We start from the raw sequence: 12,217 nt of genomic DNA on the forward strand, positions 1-12,217 counted from the left end.
AAGCGGCTCCATCGAACAGGAATTCTGCTCCTCATCCAAGTTAAGCACCATTAGCTTTGACTGGAACTTCTTCTCAGAAGAGTTTCTGGAATGGTGAAGCGGCTCCATCGAACAGGAATTCTGCTCCTCATCCAAGTTAAGCACCATTAGCTTTGACTGGAACTTCTTCTCAGAAGAGTTTCTGGAATGGTGTAGTTCGCAATTTCAGGATGCATTTGTCGTTAAAATTTCTGTATATGATGACGCAACAGCCACCTGGGGAGCTGAGGATGTACTCTTTAGCAGGAATGTTGATGCTCTGTGCGGTTCTGTCTCTCAGTCAGATGTGAGTTTTGATAAAGGTGGTGTCTATAATACAGGATGGATGATAAACGAGGTATTAGATTTATCAGCATATGCTGGGAAGCACCTTAAAATTAAGTTCTATGCTACTGACATTGGGGACAGTATTTACGATACAGCCATATTGTTTGATAATATTACCATTACTGACGCACCTTAATTACTAATTCTCTTGTCGGTTGTGGAATCAATGGCTGGGGCGTGGCACACCGCGCCCCAGCATTTTTTATGGTATGAAGATGCTTAAACTAATATTAGCCGGATTTGTAGCAGCCTGTTCGTTTAACTTTCAGGAGCAGGGCAACAAAGCATCTCCGTCATTCAAAATTCCCGATGTCGGGGTCATATCCCTCCTTAATGCCAGAGGTAAGAAAATTGATGAAAACTGCATGACTGAGATAGTTAAAAAGCTAATTACATTATGCGATGAGAACAAGCTTGAACCAGTGAGAACGGAAATCTGGAAAGACCACACAATTGTTAAAGAAGCCCTCAGTGAATTGACAATTAAAATTGAACGAGAGTCTGCCGGTAAATACTTCAATATATTAATTCCGATTAAACACAAGGGAAACCGTATCATCCTCTACAAAGAGGATAAGGATAACTCATCTTATGCCTTGTATAGCCTACCAGAAAATCCACCTGATATTGATTTTTCAAAGTGTATCAGATAGAATAATTAAAGGGGACGGTTGTTTTTTTTTCAGGATAATGTCAAAAAACAAGACCTGACCCTTTTCTTTCAAAACATAAAATAACTATTGACAATACTGAATCTTTCTGTCAGAAAGCAGGTTGCACGCATCATAGTATTCGCAGAAATTTCCTCCCTGTTTCAATGTTAATTTTTAAAAAGTTGAGGAATAGCTTAATGGAAAAGGATTTTTACAGGATAGCAGTTGAACACCCAAAGGGAAAAGCAAGGGAGCTGCATATTTCAAAAAGATTTCTGTCTTTATTTTTATTATCAATCGTAACAATAACTTCAGCGGTATTAGCTTTCCTTTTTCTTTCAGGCATCTATTTTCAGGAAAAAAACAGCAAGGCTGAAATCAGAGGGCTTAACAGAAGAACAAAGTTTTTAAGCCTTGAAAACAGGAAGTACAAAGAAGAATTAAAAAAGCTTGAATCAAAGCTTGACAGTGTCCATCTCCTCGAGAAAAAAATAAGGAAAATTTTCAATATTGATGAAATTGATGATAAAACTATCGAAAAAAAAACAGGAGGACTCGGAGGTCCTGTTATAAATGTTTTGAAAAACCAGACCCTCGAGTCGTTGTTATTCCAGCCTGAAGAGAAATTCTTCCATGAAGATGTTGAAAAAATCTGGAATGCGGCAACTCAGGATGAAGAGAAATTTTCATCCATAATAGAAATTCTCAAGAGCAAAAAAGGCTATCCTTATTTTCTTGCTCCTCAGTGGCCCATTAAAGGCGCAGTGAATTCTGGCTATGGAATAAGACTTGATCCTCTGACAGGGGAAAAATCTTATCATGAAGGCATTGACATTTCAGGAAATATTTGGACTCCTATAAGAGCGGCATCAGACGGAAAGGTTGTATTTTCAGGGTGGGTTGACAGCGGTTACGGAAGAGCAGTCATAATAGACCACGGCAAGGGATATGAGACACTTTATGCCCACAATGTAGCAAATGTTGTTAGTGCCGGAGAAAAGATAAAAAAGGGAGAGATAATAGCATATCTTGGTTCAACCGGAAGAAGCACAGGTCCTCACCTCCATTTTGAAGTAAGATACAAAGGCACTCCGTCAAACCCTAAAAAATTCTTTTTCAATTAATCTTCTCTGAAAAACTCATAAACACTATATTTTAGGCTGAAAAATATTTTCTTTCAAATAATCAGGACAGGAATGTCCTGACTATCGATAGGCAGGGTTTTCTAACCCTGCTAAAAACTTTTCATACCAGCCTTATTACAGTTATCTCAGGCGGGACATTAAGCCTCAGCGGGAATCCTATTGTTCCAAGCCCCGGGTTTACATAAAGATTGCATCTGTTTTCAGTGTAAAGGCCTCTTGTGTAGCGGGTAATAAGGCGCGCAGGACTTATATTAATACCGGGAAGAATTATATTTATCTGTCCTCCATGGGTATGGCCTGAAAGGGTAAGAGGTATGTCATACTTTTTTATTTTATCAAAATAATTCGGATTGTGGCTGAGTAAGATTGTTGCTTTTCCGGTGTTAAGATTTTTTGAAGCCTTTTCAAAGTCGGGTGTAGAACGCATCGGGTCTTCCACACCACAGATGTTAAGTTCGGTGTTGTTAAAAATAAACCCTTCTCCTTCATTTCTGAGAAGTCTTGCACCGCTATTTTTGAAACTTTTGGTAAGTACTTCCTCGTTTCCCCAATAATCATGATTTCCCAAACACCCATAAACAGGCATAAAAGAGCTTAAAAATTTTACTGCATCAAGACATTCAGAGATTGAATCATTAGGAGATGCGATGAAATCCCCGGTAATGAAAAGCATATCAGGCTTAATCTCTGCAACTTTCTTAACCCATTCCCTGATTTCCTTTTTACCCATAAAAAGTCCAGCATGAATGTCGCTTATCTGAACAATCCTCATAGTCTTTAATGAGTCAGGGAGTCCATGAACTTTTATTTCTGCATCTTTAACAGTAAAGTTTTCTCTGGCGAGAAACACCCCGTAAGAGGAACAAAGAACAGGTGCAACGATAATGCCTTTGCCTGCAATTTTTAAGAAATTTCTTTTTCCAATTGAAGATGGCAGGTCAGAAGACCTATCGCTATCCTGGGTAGCATCGGGTCTCCTGACCCGATATTCAGTTTTGTGCTGCTTTTTGTCTTGCAGCGGAATAAAAATTTTATAGATAAAAGAGAAAAGGTCACTAATTTTCAAAATTAAAAAAATCAGAACATAGGAACTTCCCCATATTGCATAGGGATAGACTACAGGGTACATGATGAAGGGTGAAAGGGGTTCATGGGGCCTGCCGACTGCAAAGGTATAAAAAAGTGGAAGATTAAGGAATATAATTGAAGAAACAATCAGTACTTTCAACAAAGGTTTTTTTCGAGCAGAAAAACCTGAATTGTTTATACATCTGATTGCTCTTTTCCCAAGATACCACTGCACAGAGACTATGATGGTAAACATCAATACGAGAAATGCGAGAAAATAGTAGAATCTCATTTTAGCTATTCTTTTCAATCTCAGGCAATGTTCTGATTGCCTGGTCAATCTGAGCTAATTCAGGAAGTTCTTTGTCAATCTTAGAAGCTCCAAGCTCTTTTAATTTCCTTGCACCCGGGATGAACCTGCTTTCAATAGAGCTAACAGCTTTGTTATAATTTTCAACTGCAGATTTAAGCCCGCCGCCAATATTTTCAATATGTTCAAGAAGCGTATTTATTCTGCTGTAAAGCTCTACTCCTGCATCCCATATATTTTTTGAGTTTTCTGCAATTTTTTCCTGCTGCCAGCTAAAGGCAACTGTCCTCAGAAGGGAAATAATTGTTGTGGGAGTGGCAAAAATTATCCTGTTGTTTATGGCGTCTTCAATAAGAGTTCTGTCTATTTCCAGTGCAGCCCCAAAGGAGGATTCAATCTGCAGATAGAGAACGACAAAATCAGTGGTTCCATCAAACTGGCTCCAGTAAGATTTTGAGCTTAAAAGTTTTAAATGTTCTCTGACAGCTTGTGAATGCTTTAAAAGAAATGCCTTCCTTTCATTTTCATCTGTTGTCTCAAATGCCTGCATATAGGCGGAGAGAGGGACTTTTGCATCAACAATTACTTTTTTGTTTCCGGGAAGTTTTACAATCAAATCAGGACGGAGTTTTCCGTCGTCAGTTGTAATGCTTACCTGTTCCTCAAAATCGCAGAACTCGTTCATGCCTGCAAACTCGACAACCCTTTTTAATCCGATTTCACCGTACTTTCCTCTTACCTGCGATGTTTTAAGAGCTGTTACCAGAGCGTTTGTTTCCTTCTGTAATTTTTCCTGAACATTTTTCATGTCATCCAGATAAAGTTTCAACCCGGTATATGCGCTCTGCCTTGAGATTTCTAACTCTTTAATATGTGTTTCATATTTTTCAAGTGAGTCTTTAACTGGCTTCAGTGTTTCATTTATTGTTTCCTGCCGTTTTTCCAAATCTCCTTTCGCATCTGCCATGTACTTTTCCAATGAACTTTTTGCAAGGTCAAGAAACGCTTGATTGTTGCTTTTCAGGGCTTCAGAGGAGAGGGAATTAAAGGTTTCTTTTAACTGCTGAGCAGCATTTTCCAAAAGCTGTTTTTGCTCGTTTAAATTTTTTTGGGCTTCCTCAAGCTGTGTTTCAGCCTTTATGCGCAGAGAGTGCTCGTTTTGAAATGATGCGTTGAGGTTGCTGTATTCGATTGCTTTATCAGTCAGTTGTTTTCTCAGTTCGCTGACAGTGGTTTCAAGCCCTGCTGATTTATTTTCTGCCTCTTTGATTTTCTCAAGAAGAGTAGTCTTGGCTTTTGCTGTAGCAATAAACCATGCAAAAACTGCACCAATTGCAATTCCGATAATTGTAAAAAATATTTCCATATAGAATTTATAACTAATAATGAAATCTTATCTTTTTATATTATATAATATTTATTCTTTGCAACCTTAAAATACTTCAAAATTCATTTGACTTCTATTTATACTTTTTTTATATTTAAAAAAGGCGATGGGGTTCGCCATTAAGCATCCATAAGGGATTAATGACCCCTACTGAAAAATATAAATTTCGGTAGGGGTTTTTATTTTTAATCACCTGCCGGAGTTGAGAAAAAGAGAGGATAAAAATAAAATGGAAAACCAATGGATTCAGGCAGCGCTATGGATGGGACTTGCTTTCGGCGCAACACTTCTATCCTTAAGGATAGCAATATCAATTGCTCTTCTTGAAATTATGGTTGGTGTATTGGGAGGGAGTTTTCTTCCGCTTCAGAGAACAGAATGGGTGAACTTCCTTGCAGGGTTTGGTAGTATACTCCTCACATTTCTTGCCGGTGCTGAGGTTGATCCCGTTGTACTGAAGAAAAGGTTTAAAGAAAGTATGGCTATAGGGATATTATCATTTCTTGCACCATTTCTTGGAGTGATTGCATATGCTTATTATATTGCCGGATGGGGACTTGCTCAGGCTCAGATAGCAGGCATTTCACTTTCAACGACATCTGTTGCCGTAGTCTATGCCGTGATGATTGAGACAGGTTATAACGAAACAGAGCTTGGGAAACTTATACTCGCAGCCTGTTTCATAACTGATCTTGGAACTGTCCTTGCACTTGGCATTCTCTTTGCAAATTATGACCGGTATATGATTTTGTTCATTATAGTTACTGTAATTATACTTTTGTTACTTCCTAAGTTTACACCATGGTTTTTCAAAAAGGTCGGGAGCCGTGTGAGTGAACCTGAAACAAAGTTTATATTCTTTTTGCTCTTTGGGCTTGGAGGTATTTCTATGATGGCAAAGAGTGAGGCGGTGCTTCCAGCATATCTTGTGGGAATGGTGCTTGCGCCTTTTTTTCTTGAGAATAAGACATTGAGTCACAGGATGCGTGTTACTGCATTTACAATGCTGACGCCATTCTATTTTATCAAGGCAGGTTCACTTGTCAAACTATCTGCAATGTGGAACAGTGCAAATTTAATTTTTATATTTCTTCTGATAAAGATGGGAACAAAATTTACAGGTGTGTGGCCCCCAACCAAGATATTCAGCTTTGGTAAAAAGGAAGGGATGTATACAACTTTACTGATGTCAACAGGTCTTACATTTGATACAATTTCAGCCCTTTTTGGACTAACTAATAAGATTATAAATCGGGAGCAGTATACAATCCTTGTCACTGCTGTTATACTTTCAGCAGTAGTGCCAACTTTAATTGCACAAAAATGGTTCAAACCTGAGCTTAAGAAGGAGACTAATGATGTTTAAGAAAATATTAATTGCCAATGATGGTTCTGACGGTGCAAAGCATGCACTTCAGGTTGCCATTGACCTTTCAAAAAAATATAATGCAGATCTCCATAGTATCTCAGTTGAAGAGGGAGTACCGCACTATGCTGCGACTATTGGAGAGGTAGAAGAGTTTAAGCAGGAAGCAAACAATTATTTTAGAAAGGTCAATGAAGAAGCCGTTGAGATGGCAAAAAAAGAAGGTGTCAAGCTTCACACAAAGGTTCTGCCGGGTCATGAAGTAGAGACGGTTATTAATTATGCTAAAGATGGAAAATTCGATCTTCTTGTGATTGGCTTTATGGGCCATTCAAAAATCTTTGGAAGAGTATGGGGTTCAACTTCCCAGAACATAACAAAGCTTTCTCCCTGCACAGTGATTGTTGTGAAATAATTCGAAACGGCGATGGAATTTGCTTGCTCATCATGGAAAGATATCATTAATGTGTTGATAGACAAGATTTGAGAAAACATATCTCGCAATTGCTCCAAGAGAGCCGCCAAGAGCTATAAATAGAATCTGTAGCATTAATGACCTAAAATAAATTTGTAAAAATCACTGAAATATTTTCTTTTTTATATTATAATAATATTTGTTATTTGCAATCTTAAAATACTTTTTTCATTTTGTTGACAAAGGCATTTTTTAATGGGTATAGTCTAAAAAAATATTTTAAATTTAAATTTTCAATTTCTAATTTACAATTACACAGGGTTTTTATGATTGGAACACTTTTAAGGAAAGTAATAGGAAGCAAGAACGACAGGGATTTAAAGGCAATACAACCCATTGTTGAAAGAATCAACAGCCTTGAACCTGAAATAAGAAAACTTTCTGATGTCAAACTCATGGCAAAGACCAGCGAGTTCAAAGAAAGAACCGGGAAAGGCGAGAGCCTTGATGATATTTTATGTGAATCTTTTGCAGTAGTGCGTGAAGCCTCGCGCAGGGTGCTTGGGATGAGACATTTTGATGTTCAGCTTATCGGGGGAATGATACTTCATCAGGGAAAAATCGCTGAAATGAAAACAGGAGAGGGCAAGACCCTTGTTGCAACGCTTTCTGTTTATCTCAATGCGCTTACAGGGAAAGGTGTCCATGTAGTTACAGTTAATGATTACCTTGCAAGAAGAGACAGTGAATGGATGGGAGGAATATATAAATTCCTTGGGCTTTCAGTAGGCCTTATCCAGCATGATATGTATGATGAGAAGAGAAAGGAATCATATAACAGCGACATTACATACGGGACAAATAATGAGTTCGGGTTTGATTATTTGAGAGACAACATGAAATTCAGAATTGAGGATTACTGCCAGAGGGAACTCAACTATGCCATTGTTGATGAGGTTGACAGCATATTGGTTGATGAGGCAAGGACACCGCTCATAATTTCAGGGCCTACAGAGGAATCAACTGACAAGTATTATATCATCAATAAGCTTGTTCCAAGGCTGAAGGTTGAAACTGATTATAAAATAGATGAAAAGGCAAGGACAGTCTCCCTGAGTGAAGATGGCGTTGCAAAGGCAGAGAAGTTTTTAAATATTGACAATCTTTATGACCCTAAAAACATTGAGCTGATTCATCACGTCCATCAGGCTCTGAAGGCTTATACGCTGTTTAAAAGAGATGTGGATTATGTCGTGAATGAAGGGGAGGTAGTTATCGTTGATGAATTCACAGGAAGATTGATGCCGGGAAGACGTTACAGCGAAGGGCTTCATCAGGCACTTGAGGCAAAAGAGAATGTAAAAATTGCCAATGAAAACCAGACCCTTGCCACAATTACTTTTCAGAATTATTTCAGAATGTACAAAAAACTTGCAGGAATGACAGGCACTGCAGACACTGAGGCGGAGGAGTTTCATAAAATCTATAAACTTGAGGTTGCTGTAATCCCGGCAAACAAGCCTTTAAACAGAAAAGAGCACCCGGATATAATTTACAGAACTGTTCAGGAAAAGTTCAAGGCAGTGGTCACTGAGATTGAGGATTATTACAGGAGAGAGCAGCCTGTCCTTGTTGGAACAATTTCAATTGAGAAATCCGAGCTTCTGAGCAGCATACTGAAGAAAAAGGGAATTTCCCACAATGTTCTCAATGCCAAGTACCACGAAAAAGAAGCTGAGATAGTAGCTCAGGCAGGAAGAAAGGGAAATATAACGATTGCCACAAACATGGCTGGAAGAGGAACAGACATCGTGCTTGGAGGAGTTGACCCTGAGACAAAAGAGAAAGACCCTGAGAGAGAAGCAGATGTGGTAAAGCTTGGAGGGCTTCATATCCTTGGTACTGAGAGACACGAGAGCAGGCGTATTGATAATCAGTTAAGAGGAAGGTCAGGAAGGCAGGGAGACCCGGGTTCCTCAAGATTCTATCTCTCGATGGAAGACGACCTGCTGCGGATTTTTGGAATGGAAAAGACTTCAAACCTAATGAAAAGAATAGGGATGGAAGAGGACCAGCCAATAGAGCATCCGTGGGTTTCAAAATCCATTGAGCGGGCACAGAAGAATGTGGAAGCACATAACTTCAGCATAAGGAAACAGCTTCTTGAATATGATGATGTTATGAACAAGCAGAGAGAGGTTATTTACGAGCAGAGAAGAATGGTGCTTGAAAGCGAAAACCTTGAGGATGCTGTTTCAGATATGATTGATGATATAGTAGAAGGGATTTATAATACTTACGAGGGTGAAGAGGATTTAGAGACACAGAAAAAAGAAATTGAGGATGCTATATACAGGCAGTTCAGGACAGACAGGGATGACAGCGGAATAAATTTTGAAGGGCTTGAGAAAGAAGAGCAGGTGCAGAAGGTGTCAGGATTTTTAAAAGAGATTTACGGGAAGAAAAGAGAGGAGAGAAGGGAAAAGATTGGCGAGCGGGCAGATAACATAGAGAGAATGGTTATGCTTCAGGTAATTGACAATCTCTGGAAAGACAATCTCCTTGCAATGGACCACCTCAAGGAAGGGATAGGCCTGAGGGGATACGGGCAAAGGGACCCGCTTGTTGAATACAAGAGAGAAGGATATGAGATGTTTCAGAATATGATTGAGAGGATAAAGGAAGAGACAGTTGACCATCTCTTTAAGATTGAACTTGTAAGCGACCAGGAAATTTATGAGAGTTCTCAGAGGAGGTTGAAGGATATTTCAATGAACAGGGGAGAAGGGGAAGAGAAGAAAAAACCTTCAAAGAGAGAAAGCGGAAAGGTAGGAAGGAATGACCCGTGCCCGTGCGGAAGCGGAAAGAAATACAAAAAATGCTGCGGAATGATTGGGGCAACAGCTTAAAGATAATAGTGAATAGTTGTTAGTGAACAGTGAATAGTAGTGAGGGGCGTTCAGCTTTTGAGTGTTGATTGCAGATTTCTGGCTGGTAAATGTAGCTGCAGAGCGAAGCTCTGCTTTTTGATTTGTTATGAAAACAGTCAATAATATTTTCGTTTTGTTTCTGGTTATTTCATTATTCTCCTGCGTTTCAGCTCAGGTTAAAGAAAAAAGGATTCAGGAATCATACTTTCATTATAACACAGGGATTAGTTACCTGAAACAAAACAAATTTCCTGAAGCAAAAGCCGAGTTTGGCATCGCCATAGATAAGAACCCTGAAAACCCTGAACTCCACAATGCTGCAGGCTTGGCAAACACAAAGCTTTCAGATTATGATGAGGCGGTCAGGTGCTTTAAAAGGGCTTTGAGGCTTGACCCCGGTTTTTCAGAAGCCAGATATGGTTTTGCATTAACCCTTGCACTGCAGAAGAAATTTGATGATGCAGTCAAGGAATGGAAAAGGGTTTTGGAAGACACTGCATACCACTATCCGGAAAGAGTTCACTTTAATATGGCAAATGCCTACTTTGAACTCGGGGATTTTGAATCTGCAAGAGAAAATTATAATGCTGTCCTTCGGATTTATCCTGACAATTTGATGTCCCGTTTTTATCTTGGAAAAATTTATGAGAAAAACGGGAAATATGAGCTTGCCTGTGAGGAATACAGAAAATCCACACGAATAGATAAGGCATTTGTTCCTGCCCATTTCAGTCTTGGTGAGAATTATTTTAAAATGAAAAAAGAGAGAGAAGCCATTGAGGAGTTTGAAATGGTTCTTATGCTTGACCCGGATTCAAGTTTAGGCAAAGAGGCTAAGAGGTATCTTGAAAGGCTGAAATGAAGTGTTAGCGTTTTCTCATAGCTATTTTCGTGTGTCATTGCGAGGGAACAAAGCGACCGAAGCAATCTATTTTCAAGCTTTAAGCTCAAATAGCAGGCTTTGAATTTTTAAGCACATCTATTTTACTAATAGCTGTCAGTATTATGATGAGATTGCTTCGCTTTGCTCGCAATGACAAAAAACAGAAAATTTATGAAGAAAGCATCAATAGAAACTCCATCATACATAAAGATTTTTAACAGAGGATTCCTTCCTGATAGAATTAAAAAACTAAAAGAGATTCTAAGCGAATGTACTCTCTGCCCCCGCAATTGCAGGGTTGACAGAGTAAGAGGAGAAAAGGGATTTTGCAAGGGAGGAGCAAATGCGCGTGTTTCATCTGTTGAGCCGCATTTCGGAGAAGAGGCTCCACTTGTAGGAAGAAACGGCTCAGGGACAATTTTTTTCACTTATTGCAATTTAGGATGTGTCTTTTGCCAGAACTATGACATAAGCCATTTAGGGCATGGAGAAGAACTTCCTGCTTCAGAACTTGCTTCACAGATGCTATATCTGCAGGGGATAGGTTGCCATAATATAAATCTTGTTACACCTACTCATTTTGTACCACAGATTGTAGAGGCACTTGAGATAGCAATAAAAGATGGCTTAAGGCTTCCAGTTGTATTTAATTGTGGAGGATATGAATCAGTAGAGGTATTGAAATTGCTTGAGGGGATTATTGATATATACATGCCTGATGCAAAGTTCAGTGATGAAAATGTATCAGAGAGATTCTGCCATGCTAAGGATTATTACAAAATTTTAAAAGAGGCTTTGAAAGAAATGCACAGGCAGGTCGGTGTTTTAAAAACTGATGAGACGGGAATAGCTTCCAGAGGAGTACTTATCAGGCATCTTGTGATGCCAAATAATTTAGCAGGCTCTGAAGAGGTCTTGAGGTTTGTAGCTCAAGAGCTTTCTACTGAAAGCTACGTGAATATAATGAGACAGTATTATCCATGCTATAAAGCAGGGGATTACCCGGAGATTTCAAGAAGCATAACGCCACAGGAATATAATAGAGCATGTGAGATTGGGAAATCATATGGGCTGCACAGAGGATTTTAAAGAAATCAAAAATAAAAAATCATCTGAAGTTTCGCAAATACCTTTTCACCTCATCATGGTCGCCAACTAAGACTAAATAGAAAGTATCACCTTCCTCTTTCATAACTACCCGCAGTCTTATATCAATCCTGAATTCATATTTATCATGGTTTATCTTTTTAAACCTAAATCCGTATGGAGTTTGGCTTGTAATAAGAAAATTATTGAAGATTTCTAAACTTTTAGCGAGCCGTTCTTTTTCTTGAGAGGTTAATTTCTTAACTGAGCGTTCAAAGGAGGGAAGAATAGATATCTTCTTCATTTAGTTATCTTTTTGATATAGCCCGAAAATTCCTTCCCCACTTTTACTGTTCTGGCTTTACCCTTTTCTTTTTCAACTATTTTATCAATAGAATTTAACTCCTGGGGAGTGTATTTGGGCTCAAGTTCGACAGGAATAAGTTTTATGCAGTTTCCATCAACAGCCACAGAGAATAATTCGTTTGGTTTTAAGTTCAGTTTTTTTACTATCTCTTTAGGAAGGGTTATCTGATTTTTTGTTTTTAGCTTTGTTATAGTCATTATTTTTCACCTCTGGTAAGAATATATAACATATCAGAAAGCAT

At 38.7% G+C, this 12,217-nt stretch carries 11 protein-coding genes; 7 read left to right on the plus strand and 4 right to left on the minus strand.

The features are described 5' to 3' along the window. The first annotated feature begins 581 nt into the window (after positions 1-581). Together A3H37_12375 and A3H37_12380 are read left to right on the plus strand one after the other, a co-directional pair. A complete protein-coding gene (locus A3H37_12375) occupies positions 582-1,019 on the plus strand; it encodes a hypothetical protein (protein ID OGL51651.1) in 438 nt (145 codons plus the stop codon). 197 nt (positions 1,020-1,216) lie between these two features. Further along, positions 1,217-2,143 carry a hypothetical protein gene (locus tag A3H37_12380; protein ID OGL51652.1) on the plus strand — a complete coding sequence of 309 codons (927 nt, stop codon included), beginning with the start codon at positions 1,217-1,219 and terminating at the stop codon, positions 2,141-2,143. A 121-nt stretch (positions 2,144-2,264) separates the two neighbouring features. On the opposite strand, the gene A3H37_12385 is transcribed toward A3H37_12380, so the two are convergent. Next, entirely contained in the window at positions 2,265-3,488 is a 1,224-nt protein-coding gene (locus tag A3H37_12385) for a hypothetical protein (protein ID OGL51653.1), read from the minus strand. 37 nt (positions 3,489-3,525) lie between these two features. Further along, positions 3,526-4,908, minus strand: a complete 1,383-nt coding sequence (locus tag A3H37_12390; GenBank protein ID OGL51654.1) for a hypothetical protein — start codon at positions 4,906-4,908, stop codon at positions 3,526-3,528. 250 nt (positions 4,909-5,158) lie between these two features. On the opposite strand from A3H37_12390, the gene A3H37_12395 reads away from it, so the two are divergent. The 5 genes from A3H37_12395 to A3H37_12415 all read left to right on the plus strand — a co-directional run bounded on the left by A3H37_12395 (position 5,159) and on the right by A3H37_12415 (position 11,612). Beyond that, the gene (locus A3H37_12395; protein ID OGL51660.1) at positions 5,159-6,295 is read left to right on the plus strand and encodes a potassium transporter Kef; all 1,137 of its coding nucleotides are present in this window, start codon (positions 5,159-5,161) and stop codon (positions 6,293-6,295) included. Beyond that, a complete protein-coding gene (locus tag A3H37_12400) occupies positions 6,288-6,710 on the plus strand; it encodes a hypothetical protein (GenBank protein ID OGL51655.1) in 423 nt (140 codons plus the stop codon). The genes A3H37_12395 and A3H37_12400 overlap by 8 nt, the downstream gene beginning before the upstream one ends. 326 nt (positions 6,711-7,036) lie before the next feature. Then, the gene (locus tag A3H37_12405) at positions 7,037-9,619 is read left to right on the plus strand and encodes a preprotein translocase subunit SecA (GenBank protein OGL51656.1); all 2,583 of its coding nucleotides are present in this window, start codon (positions 7,037-7,039) and stop codon (positions 9,617-9,619) included. A 127-nt stretch (positions 9,620-9,746) separates the two neighbouring features. Continuing rightward, on the plus strand, positions 9,747-10,502 hold the full coding sequence (locus A3H37_12410; GenBank protein OGL51657.1) for a hypothetical protein: 756 nt from the start codon (positions 9,747-9,749) through the stop codon (positions 10,500-10,502). A 192-nt stretch (positions 10,503-10,694) separates the two neighbouring features. Next, positions 10,695-11,612 carry a radical SAM protein gene (locus A3H37_12415; GenBank protein ID OGL51661.1) on the plus strand — a complete coding sequence of 306 codons (918 nt, stop codon included), beginning with the start codon at positions 10,695-10,697 and terminating at the stop codon, positions 11,610-11,612. Between the two features lie 19 nt (positions 11,613-11,631). On the opposite strand, the gene A3H37_12420 is transcribed toward A3H37_12415, so the two are convergent. Then, positions 11,632-11,913 (minus strand): hypothetical protein, encoded by a 282-nt coding sequence (locus A3H37_12420; protein ID OGL51658.1) that lies wholly within the window; start codon positions 11,911-11,913, stop codon positions 11,632-11,634. After that, the gene (locus A3H37_12425) at positions 11,910-12,173 is read right to left on the minus strand and encodes a hypothetical protein (GenBank protein OGL51659.1); all 264 of its coding nucleotides are present in this window, start codon (positions 12,171-12,173) and stop codon (positions 11,910-11,912) included. The genes A3H37_12420 and A3H37_12425 overlap by 4 nt, the downstream gene beginning before the upstream one ends. Positions 12,174-12,217: the final 44 nt, after the last annotated feature.

This window comes from Candidatus Schekmanbacteria bacterium RIFCSPLOWO2_02_FULL_38_14 (assembly GCA_001790855.1).
Classification (GTDB): Bacteria; Schekmanbacteria; GWA2-38-11; order GWA2-38-11; family GWA2-38-11; genus 2-02-FULL-38-14-A.

What these genes read in the sequence shown, in the direction of transcription:
- A3H37_12410 (OGL51657.1), top strand. Translation starts at nt 9,747, where the DNA reads ATGAAAACAGTCAATAATATTTTCGTTTTGTTTCTGGTTATTTCATTA.
- A3H37_12405 (OGL51656.1), top strand. Translation starts at nt 7,037, where the DNA reads ATGATTGGAACACTTTTAAGGAAAGTAATAGGAAGCAAGAACGACAGG.
- A3H37_12390 (OGL51654.1), bottom strand. Translation starts at nt 4,908, where the DNA reads ATGGAAATATTTTTTACAATTATCGGAATTGCAATTGGTGCAGTTTTT.
- A3H37_12400 (OGL51655.1), top strand. Translation starts at nt 6,288, where the DNA reads ATGTTTAAGAAAATATTAATTGCCAATGATGGTTCTGACGGTGCAAAG.
- A3H37_12415 (OGL51661.1), top strand. Translation starts at nt 10,695, where the DNA reads ATGAAGAAAGCATCAATAGAAACTCCATCATACATAAAGATTTTTAAC.
- A3H37_12385 (OGL51653.1), bottom strand. Translation starts at nt 3,488, where the DNA reads ATGTTTACCATCATAGTCTCTGTGCAGTGGTATCTTGGGAAAAGAGCA.
- A3H37_12375 (OGL51651.1), top strand. Translation starts at nt 582, where the DNA reads ATGCTTAAACTAATATTAGCCGGATTTGTAGCAGCCTGTTCGTTTAAC.
- A3H37_12380 (OGL51652.1), top strand. Translation starts at nt 1,217, where the DNA reads ATGGAAAAGGATTTTTACAGGATAGCAGTTGAACACCCAAAGGGAAAA.
- A3H37_12420 (OGL51658.1), bottom strand. Translation starts at nt 11,913, where the DNA reads ATGAAGAAGATATCTATTCTTCCCTCCTTTGAACGCTCAGTTAAGAAA.
- A3H37_12425 (OGL51659.1), bottom strand. Translation starts at nt 12,173, where the DNA reads ATGACTATAACAAAGCTAAAAACAAAAAATCAGATAACCCTTCCTAAA.
- A3H37_12395 (OGL51660.1), top strand. Translation starts at nt 5,159, where the DNA reads ATGGAAAACCAATGGATTCAGGCAGCGCTATGGATGGGACTTGCTTTC.